Genomic DNA, 19,063 nt, shown 5'->3' with positions numbered 1-19,063 from the left:
CTACCCTAGCGATCGCCAGCAGTAAAGCTTAATCAAAAAGTCTAGATATGTTCGCAACGACGAAAAAGTACACGGAACGTCCTTGGGCTGAGGCCCAGCTAAAAATTAGTAAACCCTGATAACTTATGACAGCCCAAATAGTTGCTAAGGCAACCAGCGCTAAGGCGCATACTCAAACAGGCAAAAATCCTAGGACACGTATCATAGATATAATGTATAGGCAGTTTGCGGGTTTAACTTTTAGCCTGATTCTAAACTGATTAGTTCGATTTCTGTGTATGCTTTTTTAGCTGGTAACAACTGATAAAATACCTTTTGAACTAACGTACCTGGCACAAGGAAAGCCTCTCTAATCGCCTCAAAATAAGCCTCACGTACTTCTTTCTTCGTTAAGATGATCGTTCTCATAAGAGCCTTGACTGAAGCGATCATAATTCCTCCGCCGCGGCCACGAGTCACACGATAAAATACCTGGTTCTTTTCCTTCAGCGTTTTAAGCGCTGCGTCGAAAGATCGTTCTGGTACTCCGATTTCTTCGCGGATCTCTTTTTTTGTAGAATAGACAAACGGTTTATACGTATAACTTTGGCTCGACAAATAGGCAAGGATATCTTGCTGCCACTCTTTTGAATGAGATCTCACACGTTCCTTACGATCCTTTTTAAATTTATACCAGCCTTTTGGTTGTGAAAACAACTGATCATCAGTCAAACTCGAATCAATCCAGGTATGGCAGATTTCCCTAATATAGTCTTTTGATGCTGCTTCATACTTCGACGAGTAAGCACTCTTGATAATCCGGTTGATCTCAGACTCCTTGAGTGGATTTTTTAAACGATCATTCAGTAGGATCATGTTGTACTCACACGTCTCAATTGGTGACTTTGAAGCGTAGTACGCCAAAGAAAGGGTAAAAATAGCGTTGTTTCGACCTAGTACACCCTTTGAACCGATTAATTTTTCAGAGTTCATCAATAGATCAACCCACTTTTCATCTAGCTGGCGGATCTCGTTCTTTTGATGGGGAAAAGGAATGACTTCCGCTTTGTTGTCTGCAGCTTGAGTCATTGACCAGTTCAACCACTCCTGAAACGAATAAGAGTACGACTCTTCGAAAAAGAGAACATTGTCATTTCGTGGAATTCTAGCGATTCCAAAATGATTACACCCTACATCGATGCCTGGAAGGTCTTTCGCTAATTCTTTGCGGATATTTTCAGAGATACGTTTTGCAACATTGATCACTTTGAAATTGCTCTTCTTAGTTACGTATGCAGCGTCACTTAATACAAAATACGCTTGATATCCTCCTGGAGTATCTAAAATCATCGTTGGCATCAATCCTAGTCGATCATACGCAGCAAGAACGATTTCACCGTGATTAAATTTTTCGCCGGCAATATCAATATCGACAACAAAAGTGTTGATTTGACGCAGATTATTCTCATTGTGTCCTTTAACAAATTGACGATCTCTGTTGGTGTATGTGCCATAACTGAAGACGTTTGGCGTCCAATGAGTGAATTGATCTTCGTTCTCAGACAAGGCCTCTTCAGAGGTAATCACGACACCTCGGCCCTGGATCATGAGATCCTTCGATCGATAACCGAAAACCGCCCCTTTATTACCTTCAGACGAACCTACAGGCTTGAGTTTGCTGTTTTTATATTTATATTTGCGTAAACCGTTCTTCAACACCGCTGCATAAACACTAGTTAAATTCATTTGGCACACCTCCAGACATAAAAAATAGAGAACACTAAATAATAGTGTTCTCCAAAGTGAAGTAAAAAAGGCAACAAAGTGCATTAGAGCACACTCAAACAAGCCTTCAACTATTGATTTTTTTCAAAAAAGAAGCTATAATTTCTTTACTGAAGTTTATAGCAAAGTGACTACCAATCACTTTCTTTTTTTGAAAAAAGAGAAGAACACAGTTAGACGGGTTAAGAATTTATTGAACTCCAATTCAATAAGTTTCGATTCGTCTTTTTTATTTAATTTTTCTTAAACAGAGTAAACTAATTGAAAAACAAACGCAACTTCTTTTTTTATTGAGTATCATATTATCATATTATCATATTTATCTTTATGATAATAGATATAAAGATATAAATGATTAAATATCTTTTATCATTTATATCTTTTTTTTGCCTCTTCCAATCTCCTTTTCTATTGTCCTCACAACGTTCTTTTCAGCATACAATTTAAATGGTATCTTTTTATCATATTTATCTTTTATCATATTTATCTTTTATCATATTTATCTTTATTCATATAGATTAATATGATAATATGATAATAGATATTTAGATAAATTTGTCAGGAGGAAAAGAAATGGCCATCACATTAACTGTAGGAAACTACAAAGGTGGTGTTGGGAAAACGAAAAATAATATTCTCAATGCTTATGAACTCGCAAAAAAAGGATTTAAAACTTTAGTTGTTGATCTTGATCCTCAAGCGAATGCAACTACTGTTTTACTGAGAACTAAAAAGCTTCACAGCGACGAAGTGTTTAGTTTTGAAAAAACGCTTATGTCTGCAATCAAAGAAGGAGACATTACTTCTATTGAAACAGAGATTATGCCTAACTTGTCATTACTTCCAAGTTACATTGACTTTGCTAATTATAGTACATTTTTAGATCTGACTTACGGACTAGTAGAAGAAACAGATCCTAGATACAGCGAGATAACATCAAATAAAATTAACCATTTTAAATCTCTATTAGCCCCTTTAAAGGAGCAATACGATTACATCTTTATTGACGTTCCTCCTACTAAATCATATATAACGGACAGTGCTGTCCTTGCATCAGACTATGTGCTGATTGTTCTTCAAACACAAGAGTTATCTTTAGATGGCGCTGTTGAATACCTTAGTGACTTACAAAAATTAGCAAATGAATTCAACGGAAATTTCGAAATTGTAGGAGTTTTGCCAGTATTAATGGATGGTAATGCTAGTTTAGATAACTTTGTGCTAGAGAATGCAACAAATATTTTTGGATCAGAGAACATGTTCAATATCAAAATCCCTAACATGGCGCGCCTAAAAAGATTTGATAACACTGGAATTACAGAGTTCGACCGTCACGACAAAAAAGTCATTGATCTATATGATTTAGTTTCCAATGAACTGATAGAAAGAATTAACTATTTTGAAGGAGAATAAAAATGGCAGATTTGGAAAAAAGAAACAGACCATCTGGTTTAATAAAAAATACTAAAATTACACCGAATCAATCCGCTGAAACCACAAGAAGCAATATCCCTACAATGAAGAAGGAGAAAAAAAAGGTAACGCGCAACCAAGACTCGAACATCAAAGTATCTCGTCAGACGAAAGATCAAATAGACTTACTATTGAAACTAACCGACAATAAATTTGCTTACGAGTTAATCGATACAATGATTGATAACTATGTTGATACGGCCCTAGATGCAGACAAAAAACGCGCATTTAAAACCTTAGCTAATTTATGATAAAAGATAAATATGATAATTTATCTTTTATCATATTTATCTTTTATCATTTTCATGAGTAGAAAAGTATACTGGTATACTTTTTTTACTTACTCTTTTTTATAATATCTTGCAAATAGACAACATGTATTTTATAATCTTGCTACACTTCGTACTGAAGTACATCAGAAAAATGCCAGCTCCAAATGAAAATAGGGAGCTGGCATTTTTCTATATTTATCTTTTTATTGGAGAAGATTAATAGTAACAATCAAATATTCTTCTCGCTTCGTCTTTAATGAAATGATCCTTTATTGCTCTTCAATTTGATCTATTATCTTCTCTTTAAGATATAGACCAGTTGATTTATCTAATCCCTCATTTGATATTCTTGGCACGATTTACACATTGCTATATCGTGTCCTTCTTCATGAGGTGCTATAAGTTCACCACACGCCATACATGCCTCATATCCCTTCACGTTAATTAAATACTCTTTCTGTTTTCTTTCGTTTTCTTCTGCTTCTTCATATGCTCTAGTCATTACAAATACCTCCTATTTTTTTTATATGTCAATTATACAACATTATCTTTTAAGATATTCTATTCTTAAAAATTGGTTCAACAACCTACATAATTAAAGATCTACTTACACGCCGTGTTACCTGCTATAAAAATTAATGTATACAGAATGTGAAGTTTGGCTCCACTAGCTCAATATTCCTAATGTTTAATTGTTGATATAATTATAGGTCTAAACTTTGTACGGCCGTGTCCTTATCCTCCTGGGTGATCCCAATATATCGTAAAGTTTCTCGTTGGCTGCTATGGTTTAACAAGTCCTGGATCAACGCGAGATCCGTTCCATTTTTATATAGAAAATATCCAAAAGTCTTTCTCATAGAATGAGGCCCAATTTTATTTAATCCAACACGTTTGGCCGCTTCTGATAAAATTCGCCATTGTTGGACACGATCCAGCGGTTGATCCTCACCTTTCCTGGAAGGGAAGAGGTAACGATCAAAATGATGATTGACCATTTCCATCGGAAAATACTTTATCACATATTCCAGAATGGATTTTCTTAATTTTTTTGAGATCAAAACAGAATTGTGTTTGTTGGTTTTTTGCTCCTTCATTTCCAGACGTTTGCGAACCACGACTTTGTTGCGAGAGATCTCTAAGACGTCCTTCAGCTTCAGTGTCCGCAAATCTGAAATGCGGTAAGCAGTATTGATCCCTAATGTAAAAAGTAGGGCATTGCGATCACCAAATTTCCCAGCGGCCAACATTGCTTTCATGTCCTCAATCTTTTTTTTGTCACGAATAGGCTCGACATAGTTCATATTTTTGTCCTCCTTGCGAATGTAACATAACCGTATTATATCATAGAATATGTTGCGTTCAAAACGAACGAAACAAAAAGCGACCAAAGGAAAAACGCGCTTTCCTTAGAGCCGCAAGGGATAGAGTCATTTTGCCGAAAGTAACACAATCGGTTTGTGTTACTTTCGATAGAGTATCAAAAAGAGATAAAGAAGTTGGATATTCTTTCTCTCTAATATTTTCAAAACTTATTTAGCAGATTCTTTTTTTATTCTTTCACCATAGATTTGTTTAATTACATAAATTGCTATAAACAAAGCAAACATACTCAGTAAGCCAAACATAATTTTTTGACTATTACCTGTTAAATTACTTCCAACATACGAGTAGACAATAGTTGCTGGCAACTGCCCCAATCCTGTAGCAATTAGAAAGGGGATAGGTTTGATCGCTGTTAGTCCAGCAGCATAACTGATGAAATCAAATGAGATAAAGGGCAACAATCGGCAAACAAGTATCGTGTGTTCTCCATAACGATCAAAATATTCATCTAATTTCTGCAATGAAAAATTTTTATTTAGTTTCTCGACAAAATCTCTTCCAGCAATTCGAGCAATGTAGAAGCACAGTAACGCCCCAACCATTGCGCTGCTCCAGGAAAGGATTGCACCTTGCCACCAGCCAAATATCGCTGCGTTTGCGAACGTAATCAGAAATGCTGGCAGAGGAGCTATGACGGATTGAAACATCATTAGTAGAAATGAAATCAGAATTGCCCATGCACCAAATGATTTAATATAACCAATGATACTCTCCACACTCATAGATCGGAACAGCATTAATACCTGAGTAAGCTTTGATTTAATAGCTGGAACATATAGGAAACACACGATACCTATCACTATCAATAAGACTAGAATAATTCTAGCTACTTGTTTTTTACTCAGTTTTTTCATTGTTTCTCTACATCTTCTACTTTAGCCCAACGATAAAATGAGCCATCATAATTCTTAACATTTTTAAATCCGCACATATCCATGACCAATTGTGTATAAGCAGAACGGATACCCGCAGTACAGTAAGTGACAATTTTATCATCTTTCGATAATCCAGCATCTTCAAAAAGTTTAGTTAATTGGTCATTGCTTTTAAGTGTGCCATTTTTATTGAATAGATCAGTATATTTCACGTGAATCGCGCCAGGAAGGTGCCCACCTTTTGCTTCACCATATAATACTTCACCATCGTATTCTTTATCCTCACGAACATCTACGACTTTGTAATCATCGTAATCCGCCTTAAGTTCATCTGTTTTGATCATATGATCTTGATTAATTGAGTCGATCTCAACATCGACAGGTTTTAGTTCTGTACCGCCTTTATTCGTTTTAACTCCGGCATCTTTAAGTGCAGAGAAGCCTCCATCAACCATTTTTACATCTTTATATCCAGCAGCAAGAAGCTCCCATGCAATCCGACCATCATCTCCCCAGCCTTCTTGAGCAGAAGCAAATAATACAACCTCTTTCTCCTTTGCAATTCCTTTCTCACCTAGATGTTCAGCCAGCTTTTTAGGCTCTAATACTAATCCCCAATTCTCATCACCAGAAGCACCATTCTCCACATCCGATAGATATTGCCATGTCATCGGAACAGCTTCTTTCACAGTCCCTTTTTTAGCCGCATCTTCACCGCGTGCATCGATTAAGATAATATCATCTAAATGGTCCTTCACATAATCTGCATCGACAATGTAGTCTCCTTTGAAGCGAACTTCTTCCTTCTTAGATGATTCTTGTCCTGAGTCATCTGTCGCATTATTTGAGTTCCCACAACCAGCGATCCCTAGACTTAACGCGATTAAAGACACTGCTAACAATTTTTTCATTATAATCCTCCTGATATGGTGATTTGAGTATTCAAATCAGCCAAGAATTTTTTCTAATCCAATATGACAAAGAAGCAAATGAAAAACAGTTCCTTCCCAAATAGAAGACACCCCATATAATCTTGCACGCAAAAAAGAAACATACCAAGTAGTATGCTTCTCCAAACTTATCTTCTGAAAGTGATTTTTTTCACATTAATAAAGAAGATAAAAGTGGAGGAATGCATTCATTTACTCTCTTAGAGCCTCTAAGTTTCTTAGACACTCATAGTCATAGATGCAATACAGACATTCCTCTCACCTCCAACTAAATACCACAATGGTAGTCTTCAGTTAAAAGTATATTAAAACGTTTACCACTTTACAATACTATCTAGGTAGTTATCTATTTATACATAATCAATCGAATCTATGCATTGTCTTCTCATAATCTTGTATTGAACAGAGATATGGTGTAACAATAATTTGTAAGTGATATTCTTCAGTAATTTTTTCCTTATATAATTTGAATCATGATATCTAGATTTAATCATGCTGACTATTGATTTCAAGAATCTTTTTCTTAATTATATCTCTGGTTTTCCTAAATTCAGAAAGAATATCCTGATCACTTCCTATTGCTTGTGCAGGATCTTGTAAATTCCAATGATCATGAACAACTCCTTTAGGAATGGTAGGGCACTTATCTTTTGCGTCTCCACAAAGAGTAATGATCAAATCTGCATTCTTAAAATAATCCATGTCTATTAGATCAGACGTTTGATTAGAAATATCCACGCCATCTTCCGCCATTACTTTTACAGCTCTAGGATTTAATCCATGGGTTTCAATACCTGCACTTCTGACTTCGAAAGCTGATTTGGGTAGAATACTATGAGCATAACCTTCAGCCATCTGGCTGCGGCAGGAGTTCCCTGTACACAAAAAGTATAGTTTTTTCATTGCTATTCCCCTCCAATATGTGTTAAATTTGCTGGGCTTTGCATAAACCATTTTTTGGTATTGTTAGACACTTTAACTAAGAGTAACATCACAGGAACTTCAACTAAAACGCCAACGACAGTAGCTAAGGTAGCACCTGATTGTAATCCAAATAAGGAAATGGAGACTGCAACAGCCAGTTCAAAAAAATTACTTGCACCTATCATACCCGCTGGTGACGCTAAATCATGAGGTAATTTCCAAAGTTTTGACCAAGTATAAGCAATCGTAAAAATTAGTAATGTTTGAATTGTTAAAGGTACAGCAATCAACAGAATATGAAGAGGGTTAGCAAGGATTTTTTCCCTTTGGAAAGAAAAAATGATCACCAGTGTAAGGAGTAATCCTATGATCGTTACAGAATCAAATTTCTTTAAAAAGACATTCTCAAAGTAGTCCAAACCTTTATTTTTAATAATTAAGATCCGCGTAATAACGCCCAAAAGTAAGGGTACTACAACAAAAAGTATAGTTGATAATACTAATGTAGCCATCGGTACCACAACGTTATCTACACCTAATAAAAGGGCAACGATTGGTGCGAATAACACGAGAATGATTAGATCATTTACTGCAACTTGAACAAGCGTATACGCTGCATCTCCTTTAGTTAAATGGCTCCAAACAAAAACCATTGCCGTACATGGAGCTGCGCCAAGTATAACAGCGCCGGCTACATATTCTTTGGCCAAGTCTAATGGAATCCAACTCTTAAATACAACATAAAAGAAAAAGGCTGCAATACCATACATAGTAAAAGGTTTAATCAGCCAGTTAGTAACACAAGTAACGATCAGACCTTTCGGTTTTTTTGACACGTTTACGATACTTCCAAAATCAATTTTTAACATCATAGGAAAGATCATTAACCAAATTAAAATGGCTGTTGGAATAGAAACATTATAATACTCAAATTGACTTAGTGTGTCCGGTACTATCGGTAGAAACTTTCCAATTAAAATGCCAAGTGCCATACAAATTATTACCCAAAGAGTTAGATATTTTTCAAAGATTCCCAATCCTTGTTGTTTTTCATTTTTTTTCATTTGAATCCTCCATCATTAAGAAATCAATACATAGATGTACATCTATGTATTGGCAAAAAATTATACCCCTAAAGGGCTAAAGTTCGGTTGCCATTCTTCAACAGCAAATTTTCCTTTTGATAGTTCAGATACTTTTTCTATCCATTCTAATTCATTGAACGAACGTGCTTTTAATACTTTATTTTGTGTATCAGCCGCAAACATACTTTGATTTACTAACCACCAGGTATGAGCGATTTTTGCACGATCCAAATCTTCATCTAAACGCATCGTTTCATAGACTGGTGTCGTTTCTGGTAATGTGACCATAAGCACTTCAGTTTCTTCTTCATTTTGAAGCCGAGGTAACAATTTTTGAATGGAAACAGGAACTTCTCCGGAACTTCTTTCTACTTCTTTTGCATAGCTTTGAGTAGAATCCAGTAAAAGTAATGTATGACCTGTTGGGGCTGTATCGATCACAACAATTTCATTTTCTGATTTGTCTACAATATCCGCAAATGCCCGGAAAACAGCAATTTCTTGCGTACAAGGAGATCGAAGATCTTCTTCAACATAAGCGACATCATCTGCATTCATTGTTTCACGAGCCTTTGAAAGAACTTCCTCTTTGTATGTTTCTAATTCCTTTTCCTCATCGATATGACTGATTGAGATGGGTAAATCACTAGAAATAAATAAGTTTAAATGATCAGCAGGATCAGTTGTAGCTAAATGAACTTTTTTTCCAGATTGCGCTAATTTTTCAGCAATTTTTATTGCAACGGTTGTTTTTCCTACACCGCCTTTCCCCATCGTAAAAATAATTTTCTTATTTGTTCGGATGAACTCATTAACTATTGAATCTAAATTAGGAAAATCAACGCTTTCTTGTTCCTGTTCTACGATAGTAGGCTGTTGATTGTTCAATAAAATTTGAAGCTTATCTACCCCAGTGACATTGTAAGGTCGGAGAGGAATGTAGTATGCTTCAAATTTAGTTAATGGTTTAGGCATGTTGTTCAAGTCACTTTGTTGTTCAGAGTGTATTTCCTCTGAAATAGCATCATCATACACTTCTAGCAAACCATTGACGACTAATTTTTGGTTCTCAATTCCTAATTTTAATAATTCTTCAGACGCTCGCTCTGCTTCAACTAAAGGTGCTTTTTGTGGTCGAGTAACTAAGATTAACGTTGTCTGTTTTTCATCAGCCAAAGTTCCTACTGCTTTTTCATACATATTTTTCTTGTCACCTAAACCTGATAATTGACCTAAACAAGAAACGCCAGTAGTATTTTCGTCAAGAAAATTATTCCAGGCAGAGGGTAGCTGTAACATTCTTAGTGTATGGCCTGTTGGAGCCGTATCAAAAATGACATAGTCAAATTCTTCTGCAACTTCTTTATCAGTTAGAAAGTTTGCGAACTCATTGAATGCTGCAATCTCTACTGTACATGACCCTGACAATTGCTCTTCCATATTTACAAGGGCACTATCAGGAAGTATGCCACGGTATGGCCCAACAACACTCTCCTTGTAATCTTCAGCAGCCGTGATCGGATCAAAATTAGCTACCATTAAGTTATTGATTCCATTTATTGGAGTAGGTTTATTAGTCAACGTTGTCTGAAAGACGTCTTGTAGATTTGAGGCCGGATCTGTACTAACCAGCATTACTTTATTTCCATCTTGTGCTAAAGAAGTGGCTGTCGCACAAGCGGTAGTTGTTTTCCCTACGCCACCTTTACCAGTGAAAAATAGATATTTAGTTAAGCCCATCTTTTGGGGCATATATTGTAACATTTATTCTCCTCCTTACTTAAACTAGAAAAGAGGCTGTTAACAACAGCCTTCGCTTCCATCATTTCCTCCACAGCATCCACCAGAGTTATTAACCGGCTGAGCAACAAAGTGAATCGCACCATATTTTCCAAATTCTTCTAACGTAGGATAAGATCCTTCTTTGACAATTTCTCCGTCTAGCAATGTAACTGGTAAAATATCATTTCCTTTTTCTTGTAACAACTTTAAAATCGTGGAGTTATTAACAAAAGCATCTGGATCACTTGTAAGATTATGACGTGAAGCTTCTACTGAATCTATTCCCTCAAATGTCTCAAAAACTGAAGTCACCATGAGTAATTCTTCGTCTACAGAAGGTCCACACACTCCTGTTGAGCAACACATTGCTGGTTCAAATAGTTCCAATTTTTTCATCTTCTTTTTCTCCTTTACAATTACAGTTTGATGTATCACAAATGCAATTCTCTTCATTAGAAAATAATTGCATCATTGAACCCATAAATTGATCTACAAAGCTATCTGTCAATTGATATCTGTGCCATGTTCCATCTTTGGTAACAAGCACAATACCAACTTTTTCTAATACTTTCATATGGTGTGAAAGGGTCGGTTGAGTAAAATCAAAATGATCTAAAATATCGCATGCGCATAAGCTGCCACAAGACAATATATCAATGATTTTTAACCGTTTTGGATCAGCAAGTGCTTTAAGCATTACTGACATTTCATCATAGTTCATACTTAATCCTCCTAAACATAGACGCTTATCTATGCATTAATATAGATGAATATCTATAAATCGTCAATCGTTTCTGTATTTTTTATGCTTGATGAATAATCAATAGAACCAAAAAAGCATTAACATCGATAATTTTCTTTATCAATGTTAATGCTTCATATTGGTATATCGATCTAATAGATTTAATTCATCAAATGTAACACAATCAGATTATGTTACATTCGTTGATGTCTATCTTTAGGATATTTTCTGCATACATTTTTAATCATTGTTTTACCTCTATTCAATATTAAATAGGGGAGCTCATCAACCCAACATGATTATTTCCTCGGGATATTTTATTTTTGCCTCTTGTTCATTGCTCTTATTGTTTAAAGAGGCTATAACAGTCAAGCTTCCTACTCTTCCGATAAACATTAAGAAAATAATAACGAGTTTACCTACTATAGTTAGCGTAGGCGTTATACCTGCGGAAAGACCTACGGTGCCTAATGCGGATATTACCTCAAAAGTTATCGTAATTAAATTCGACTGCTCGGATACTTCAGTAATAGATAATATGAAAATACTAGCAGTACATATGATTAAAGATAGCGCAAATAAGGTCATAGCTTTTGAAATGGTTGCTTCATTTATTGATCGATAAAATATATCCGTTCTTTCTTTCCCTTTAAAAACACTAAAAACTTTTAGCATTAAGATAGAAAACGTCGTTGTTTTTAATCCACCTGCTGTTGATCCAGATGTTCCCCCAATAAACATTAAAACCATCGTAATCATTAATTCGTACTGTTTAATTGTTCCGTAATTTAAAGTGAAGAAACCCGCTGTTCTTGGGGTTATCGCTAGGAAAAAAATATTTGAAATATTATTGATAATGGAGCCTTGATATTCAATAGTCCTAGAAAAGAATGTACATCCTATTAGGATTAGCATGATTGTTGTTGCTAAAGCTAATTTACTTTGTAAACTCAGTCTCTTTCTTCTTATTTGAAGAAGATCAATCCAAACGATAAAACCTAACCCACCAAAAACTATAAGGAGACTAATTGTCAATAAAACAATTGGCATTTCAGTAAATGAAATCAGACTATTCCCAAACAAATCAAAACCAGCATTACAAAAAGCGGATATAGCATGGAAAATGCCAAATCAAATTCCTTGGGGTATTCCATATTTAGGAATAAATTGAGAAGATAAAATTGTAGCTCCTATAAATTGGATGAGAAAAGAAATTTTGAGGATTGATAAGGCTAACTTAAATTCACCAGACTTGGTTTCTAAATTCATTGAGTCCCTTAATAAAATTCGGGTACTAAAATTGATTCTTTTGCGTCGAATAGAAAAAAACAGTACAGGGATAGACATGAAACCTATTCCCCCAATTTCAATCAAAAATAAAATAACTATTTGACCGAACGCATTGAATTGGTTGTGAATAGCAAGAGGAGATAACCCAGTAACGCAAGTAGCGGATGTTGCAATAAAAAATGAATCTATCCAACTAATGTTTTGTCCGTATTTAGAACTTAGAGGAAGTTTTAATAAAACAGTTCCTATAACAATGATACAGGTAAAAATCATCGTAATTGTTCTAGCTGTAGAATTTTTTTTCTGATTCTCTTTTTTTTATTAGTTCTCATTATTATCCTTCATGTTTAAGAAACTAGGTACATCTAAATATTAATACAAGTATTTTTCACTTATCTACTTTCTATGAAGTATGATTAATACTTATGAAAAGCGTACCATATTTCTGATCAGTTTTGGAGTTAAAAAACACAAAATATCTAGGTAAAAAAGCAATATACTCCTATAATAAGATTAAGAATAAAGTTTCTGCAATCATATTATAGGAGTATATTATCACTACACATAGTTAACTTTAGTAGAGTTTTTTTGTGAAATGCTTTAATAAAAATGGGGAGCATAGTGTTGTAAACAGGATTACCAATATAAAAGCAGAATAATACTCTTTGCTAACTAAATGAGCTTGAACACCCAATTGAACAATGATTAAAGCCATTTCTCCTCGGGAAATCATCCCAGAGCCAACCATCAAACTACTATGATTATTGAATCCTGCTAGTTTCCCTCCGAAGTATCCTCCGAACAATTTTGAAATAATCGCTAAAAGGGTCAAAAACAGGATTAATATCAGTTGCTTTCCAATTCCTGTAAAAGTAACTTCTAAGCCAATACTCACAAAGAAGACAGGAATAAAAACAGCATAACCTATCGCTTCAATATTATATTGAACTTCTTTCCACACCTTTGTTTGCCCAATAGCAACACCTGTAAAAAAAGACCCTATAACAGAACTTAATCCAATAAGATTGGCTAAATAGGACATGCTCAAACACAAAATAAGAGAAACAATAATTACTGAAGATTCAGCTAACAATTTGTTACTTAATCGCATTAGATAAGGCGCGCCCCAACGAATGAATAAATAGATTCCTATAAAGAAGAATACTTGTTCAACTAGCATAATCCCTAGTGTTTGATTGTTATCTCCTGATGCTCCTAAAAAAGACATGCTTAGACTGACAATTAAAACTACTAATATATCATCAACCACAGAAGCTCCTAAGATTGTAGATCCCTCTTTTGTATTAACAACATTTAATTCTTTCAATACTTCTACTGAAATACTAACAGACGTAGCTGCTAAAATCAGACCTAAGTAAAAAGATTCGTTTAACGCAATATGGGAAAAACTACCACCTAATGTTCCTAATATGACCGGAAACAAGATACCTAAAACAGCTACATACATTCCTGGACGAAAATATTTTCGCAGTAAAGAAAGATCACTTTCTAACCCCGCTAGAAACATTAAAAGTATAACTCCGATTTCGGAAAAATCTTCTACTAAAATATCTGGATGAACTATTTTTAATCCGGCGTTACCTAACAAAATGCCCACTAATAACTGTCCGATAACAGCAGGAATGCCCAACCGCCTTGAAAAGTGCCCCGCTATAGTAGTGCTGACTAAGATCAGACATAAAACCCCTATGAACTCCATTATTTTTCATCCTCTTTCTTCTTAAAGTACTCATACTTATTTAGGATATATGATTTAGAATAGGAAATAAAATGTTGTGATTGATCGACTTTTAACCTCAAAAAGGAATGCTTTGTAGTTGCCACTTTTATTTATATTGTAATTTTAGTAAAATCTTTATTCACCATATCTTAATATTAAATAGTTCCTTAATTCCGGACAATATTAGTGTTGGTAATGCAGGAATAAATAAGACTAGTAGATATATAGGAGTGCTTAAAGGCGCGGTCCCCATAACAATATTAAAAAATGGAATTATCGTAACTAAAAATGATGAAATCGCTGCAAAAGATACGGCCAAAATCAAACGTTTATTGCTGAAAGGGTTCCTTCTAAATAAAGTTTTTGAACTTCTTGCATCAAAGACATGCCAAAGTTGACCATAAACAAGAGTTAAGAAGGCCACTGTTTGCGCTTCATTACTAGACAAACCAGATTTGGCAGCAAGCCAAAATCCTAAAAACACCATCAGTCCCATTACTGTTCCTCGTATTAGTACTCTAGACCATGTATAATTAGCCAAAATTGATTCGTTCAAATTACGTGGATGATCTTTCATGATATCAGATTCAGCAATATCATATCCTAAGGAAAACGAAGGGACTGCATCACTAACCATGTTAACCCATAGTACCATTAGAGCTGTTAATGTCGGAGTTGCTCCTGAAACATTACCGATTGTATTAGTAAAGAAGAATAACCCGATAAGCAGGGATAAAACTTCAGCAACATTTGTTGTTAGCTCATGGCGCATAAAGTTTTTTATATTCCCATAAATAGTACGCCCGCTATGGACTGACTTTTCAATTGTAGTAAATTTATCATCTAATAGAATCAAGTCAGCAGAATCTTTCGTAACTTCTGTCCCAGCAATCCCCATAGCAATCCCAATATCAGCTGCACGAAGCGCTGGTGCATCGTTCACGCCATCTCCTGTCATTGCAACAACTTGGTTGTGAGCTTGTAATTGTTTAACAATTCTTTGCTTGTGCTCTGGGGAAACCCGAGCATAGACATTGGTTAATCTAACTATTTTAAATAGATCTTCATCAGTCATGTTTTCTAATTCTATTCCTTTAATTACTGGAGCATTTTTATCAATAACGATCCCTAACTCGTAGGCAATCGCACGGGCAGTTTTTTCGTGATCACCTGTAATCATTACAACTTCAATATTCGCTTCATGAAGCGTTTTTATTGATTCTTTCACTTCTTCTCTAGCTGGATCTATAATCCCCGCCACACCACTAAGGATTAAATTCTGCTCTAATTCTGTAACGTCGGCATTCATAGCTTCTTCTTTAGTTAAAGTTCGATGTGCTACCGCTAAAGTACGTAATGCTTGATCAGCATACTTTTCAATATTATTATTAAATGCTTGTTTAGCTTCTTCCGAATAATCAATAATAGTATCTACTAATACTCCCTTACTGTTTGTTAACAAAATATCTGGGGCACCTTTTGTATATAATTTGTATCCTTCTTCGTTTTTGACAATAATACTCATCATTTTACGACTACTTGTGAATGGCAATGTACGAATGACCGAATACTCTTCAATTAGATCTGATTTTTTGATTCCTGCCTTTTGCCCTAATACCGTTAAAGCAACTTCTGTTGGATTTCCCAAAGGTTTAAACTCTCCCTCGATTTCTCTAACAATTGAATCGTTGCACAAAATGGTTCTGTTGCAAAGTTTTAAATCTACTATCAAATAAGGTAGAATAATAGAAAAAGATAGCAGGAGGAATGACGATGAATCATTTTAAAGGAAAGCAATTTCAGCAGGATGTGATTATTGTAGCCGTGGGCTACTACCTTCGTTATAACCTTAGCTATCGTGAAGTTCGAGAAATCTTATATGATCGTGGCATTAACGTTTCTCATACGACGATTTATCGTTGGGTGCAAGAATATGGCAAACTACTCTATCAAATTTGGAAAAAGAAAAATAAAAAATCCTTTTATTCATGGAAAATGGATGAAACGTACATCAAAATTAAAGGAAAATGGCATTATTTGTATCGAGCCATCGATGCAGATGGTTTAACCTTGGATATTTGGTTACGTAAAAAACGGGACACACAAGCAGCCTATGCTTTTCTTAAGCGGTTAGTGAAGCAGTTTGATGAACCGAAGGTTGTAGTCACAGATAAAGCCCCCTCTATTACAAGTGCCTTTAAGAAACTAAAAGAATACGGCTTTTATCAAGGGACAGAACATCGTACCATTAAATACCTGAATAATTTGATTGAACAAGACCATCGTCCAGTAAAGAGACGCAATAAATTCTATCGAAGTTTACGCACTGCCTCTACCACGATTAAAGGCATGGAAGCCATCCGAGGATTATATAAGAAAACCCGAAAAGAAGGCACTCTCTTCGGGTTTTCGGTCTGTACTGAAATCAAGGTATTATTGGGAATCCCAGCTTAAATCATAGATACCGTAAGGGATTTTATTCTTTATTTAAAACTTTGCAACAGAACCATTTAAGCTAAGCTGCCGATATCACAATCTCATCATCCACTAAATCAGCCTTCAAGTTTTTGACATCTAAGTGGTCAAGGTAAAAATCCGTTACCTTATCACGAATTTGTTGTTCAATTACTCGCCGTAACGGCCGCGCACCCATTGCTTCATCATAGCCTTGTTCCATCAGCCAATCTTTGGCCGCTTTAGTTACCTCAAGTTTGATGGATTTTTTGGCTAAAGTTTTTTGTACATCCGACAACATTAAATCGACAATTTGACTTAAGTCTTGCTTAGTCAGATGTGAAAATTCCACGATTCCATTAAAACGGTTCAGAAATTCTGGGCGGAAAAATGGTGCTAACTTATCCATTAATGACCGATCTCGTTGCTCGTCACCACTTAATGATTCATTACCAAAGCCAGCATTAGAAGTAGCAATAATAATCGTATTTTTGAAATTAATGACATTGCCTTGTCCATCCGTTAAGCGCCCATCATCCATCACTTGTAACAGTAACGTTAATACTTGTGGATCAGCCTTTTCAATTTCATCTAATAATACAATGGAATATGGATTACGCCGAACCCGTTCAGTTAGAGTATTAGCATTATCTTCATAGCCTACGTATCCAGCCGAGGTACCAATTAATTTCGACACAGCTGTACGATCAGCATATTCACTCATATCTAGCCGAATAATCGCATTTTCATTTCCAAACATATCTAAGGCTAATTGCTTAGCTAATTCAGTCTTTCCTACGCCAGTTGGGCCCACAAACAGAAAACTTCCAATCGGCTGATCACCCTCTGAAAAGCCCGCACGGTTACGCCGAATTGCTTTTGCTACCATTTCAACCGCTTCATCTTGACCGATTACCTTACTTTTCAGACGCTTATCAAGATTTTTCAAGCGCTCAATATCATTAGCGCCCATATCAGAAACTGGTATACCAGTTAAACGTTCAACCGATTGTGCCACATCATCAATCGTGGCAGTGATTTTTTCTTTTTGATCCGTTTCTTTAATTTTTTGCTTGGTTTCCTCGATCGACTTCTTGATATCAGCGGCTTTTGTAAAGTCCTCCGCTTTAATGGCGGCCTCCTTAGCTGCCTCTAATTTTTTAAGGCGTTGATCCAATGTCTCAACATCAGTTTGCGAATTTTTAGCCGCTAAATGAGCCGCAGTCATGTCGATCAAATCGATAGCTTTATCTGGCAAAGTGCGTTGTGGTATATATTGGATTGAATAATCCACAGCCGCCTTCAAAACATCATCTGGTAATACAACATGATGATGTTTTTCGTACAGCTCTTTAATACCTTGTAATATACGTAAAGTGTCAGCGGCCGTCGGTTCATTAATCACAACATCATTGAATCGCCGTGCCAAAGCCGCATTTTTCAAAATAGTATTGCGATATTCATCTTGAGTCGTAGCCCCGATTACACTCAGCTCGCCACGTGACAAAGCAGGTTTAATGATATCAGCCAATCCTTTGCCACCATCTTCACCACCAGTGGCACCCGTGCCGAGAATCTGATGAATTTCATCGAAGAATAGAATAATATTACCAGCTGCTTTGACTTCCTCTACCAGCTGTTTAATATTTTCTTCAAAAGAACCGCGATATTGAGTTCCCGCTTCCAAAGACGATAAATCAATCGAATAGATTTCTTTATCTTGAATCGTTTCTGGAACTTTACCAGCCACAATTGCTTGTGCCAGACCTTCGACGACTGCAGTTTTACCTACACCGGCATCACCAACTAAGATTGCATTATTTTTCGTTCTACGACTCAAAATTTCTGCAGTTTCTTGAATCTCATTCTCACGTCCAATCACTGGATCTAGTAAGCCATCACGAGCCTGTTCCGTCAAATTAGTCCCTAACTTTTCTAAAATCCCTCCTTTTTTAACAGCCTGTTTACCATCTTTAGATACTTCTATTGTTTTATTATTTTGGGGTAGCTTACCAGTTGCTCGGTATTGAGTAAACTCATCCGGTGTCAACGATTGTCCATTAACTAAATACCGTGCACGCTCCGAATTTTGATTATCCATGCGCCGAAATAATTGATTGAAAACATCATCCATATCATTGTTGAAAAAAGGATCATTTCCGTAAAAATTTGCCATATTACAACACCTCCATAAAAATTTATATGTTTAACTTAGTGACCATAATATCCTTTAAAACTACAACTGAATTGTATCACAATTTTTATGTGAGAGTGTAAAATATTTTGTGTAAATGAGAAAGTCCATTCTATTATTTAAGTTAAAAC

Annotated in this window: 15 protein-coding genes and 2 pseudogenes; 3 read left to right on the top strand and 14 right to left on the bottom strand. The window is 35.6% G+C overall.

The window, feature by feature from the left end:
• Positions 1 to 240 precede the first annotated feature (240 nt).
• Positions 241 to 1,725, bottom strand: coding sequence for a primase C-terminal domain-containing protein (locus PGP85_RS20680; protein ID WP_270329103.1), 1,485 nt, complete (start codon positions 1,723 to 1,725; stop codon positions 241 to 243).
• A 612-nt stretch (positions 1,726 to 2,337) separates the two neighbouring features.
• Here PGP85_RS20680 and PGP85_RS20675 point away from each other — a divergent pair.
• Positions 2,338 to 3,177, top strand: coding sequence for a ParA family protein (locus PGP85_RS20675; RefSeq protein WP_090408128.1), 840 nt, complete (start codon positions 2,338 to 2,340; stop codon positions 3,175 to 3,177).
• A 2-nt stretch (positions 3,178 to 3,179) separates the two neighbouring features.
• Positions 3,180 to 3,488 (top strand): hypothetical protein, encoded by a 309-nt coding sequence (locus PGP85_RS20670; RefSeq protein ID WP_090408126.1) that lies wholly within the window; start codon positions 3,180 to 3,182, stop codon positions 3,486 to 3,488.
• A gap of 349 nt (positions 3,489 to 3,837) precedes the next feature.
• Here PGP85_RS20670 and PGP85_RS20665 read toward each other — a convergent pair whose 3' ends face one another.
• From PGP85_RS20665 to PGP85_RS20610, 12 genes and pseudogenes are all read right to left on the bottom strand, one after another.
• Positions 3,838 to 4,011, bottom strand: a complete 174-nt coding sequence (locus PGP85_RS20665; RefSeq protein WP_177184085.1) for a hypothetical protein — start codon at positions 4,009 to 4,011, stop codon at positions 3,838 to 3,840.
• Positions 4,012 to 4,213: 202 nt separating this feature from the next.
• Complete coding sequence (locus PGP85_RS20660; RefSeq protein ID WP_090408124.1) at positions 4,214 to 4,813, bottom strand: tyrosine-type recombinase/integrase; 600 nt, start codon at positions 4,811 to 4,813, stop codon at positions 4,214 to 4,216.
• 228 nt (positions 4,814 to 5,041) lie between these two features.
• Positions 5,042 to 5,749 (bottom strand): TVP38/TMEM64 family protein, encoded by a 708-nt coding sequence (locus PGP85_RS20655; protein ID WP_270329102.1) that lies wholly within the window; start codon positions 5,747 to 5,749, stop codon positions 5,042 to 5,044.
• Positions 5,746 to 6,681: a sulfurtransferase gene (locus tag PGP85_RS20650; protein WP_090408121.1), complete on the bottom strand. Its 936-nt coding sequence runs from the start codon at positions 6,679 to 6,681 to the stop codon at positions 5,746 to 5,748. The genes PGP85_RS20655 and PGP85_RS20650 overlap by 4 nt, the downstream gene beginning before the upstream one ends.
• Before the next feature lie 525 nt (positions 6,682 to 7,206).
• Complete coding sequence (gene arsC / locus PGP85_RS20645; protein ID WP_090408118.1) at positions 7,207 to 7,623, bottom strand: arsenate reductase (thioredoxin); 417 nt, start codon at positions 7,621 to 7,623, stop codon at positions 7,207 to 7,209.
• 2 nt (positions 7,624 to 7,625) lie between these two features.
• Positions 7,626 to 8,708 (bottom strand): ACR3 family arsenite efflux transporter, encoded by a 1,083-nt coding sequence (gene arsB, locus PGP85_RS20640; protein WP_270329101.1) that lies wholly within the window; start codon positions 8,706 to 8,708, stop codon positions 7,626 to 7,628.
• Positions 8,709 to 8,768: 60 nt separating this feature from the next.
• A complete protein-coding gene (gene arsA / locus PGP85_RS20635; RefSeq protein ID WP_270329100.1) occupies positions 8,769 to 10,493 on the bottom strand; it encodes an arsenical pump-driving ATPase in 1,725 nt (574 codons plus the stop codon).
• A 36-nt stretch (positions 10,494 to 10,529) separates the two neighbouring features.
• Positions 10,530 to 10,907, bottom strand: a complete 378-nt coding sequence (gene arsD / locus PGP85_RS20630; protein ID WP_071862931.1) for an arsenite efflux transporter metallochaperone ArsD — start codon at positions 10,905 to 10,907, stop codon at positions 10,530 to 10,532.
• Positions 10,885 to 11,232: an ArsR/SmtB family transcription factor gene (locus tag PGP85_RS20625; protein ID WP_071862930.1), complete on the bottom strand. Its 348-nt coding sequence runs from the start codon at positions 11,230 to 11,232 to the stop codon at positions 10,885 to 10,887. The genes arsD and PGP85_RS20625 overlap by 23 nt, the downstream gene beginning before the upstream one ends.
• Before the next feature lie 306 nt (positions 11,233 to 11,538).
• Positions 11,539 to 12,840: pseudogene (locus PGP85_RS20620) on the bottom strand (TrkH family potassium uptake protein); the annotation flags it as partial.
• Between the two features lie 277 nt (positions 12,841 to 13,117).
• On the bottom strand, positions 13,118 to 14,263 hold the full coding sequence (locus PGP85_RS20615; RefSeq protein WP_071862929.1) for a cation:proton antiporter: 1,146 nt from the start codon (positions 14,261 to 14,263) through the stop codon (positions 13,118 to 13,120).
• A gap of 160 nt (positions 14,264 to 14,423) precedes the next feature.
• Positions 14,424 to 15,983, bottom strand: a pseudogene (locus PGP85_RS20610) (cation-translocating P-type ATPase); the annotation flags it as partial.
• A 74-nt stretch (positions 15,984 to 16,057) separates the two neighbouring features.
• Between PGP85_RS20610 and PGP85_RS20605 the strand changes: the two are divergent.
• Complete coding sequence (locus PGP85_RS20605; RefSeq protein WP_179189013.1) at positions 16,058 to 16,738, top strand: IS6-like element IS1216 family transposase; 681 nt, start codon at positions 16,058 to 16,060, stop codon at positions 16,736 to 16,738.
• Positions 16,739 to 16,799: 61 nt separating this feature from the next.
• On the opposite strand, the gene clpL is transcribed toward PGP85_RS20605, so the two are convergent.
• Positions 16,800 to 18,914, bottom strand: a complete 2,115-nt coding sequence (gene clpL / locus PGP85_RS20600) for an ATP-dependent protease ClpL (protein WP_270329099.1) — start codon at positions 18,912 to 18,914, stop codon at positions 16,800 to 16,802.
• Positions 18,915 to 19,063 lie beyond the last annotated feature (149 nt).

The sequence above is a fragment of the Enterococcus malodoratus genome, from assembly GCF_027659535.1.
Taxonomy (GTDB): Bacteria; Bacillota; Bacilli; order Lactobacillales; family Enterococcaceae; genus Enterococcus_A; species Enterococcus_A malodoratus.
This window is presented reverse-complemented; position numbering and strand designations above follow the sequence as displayed.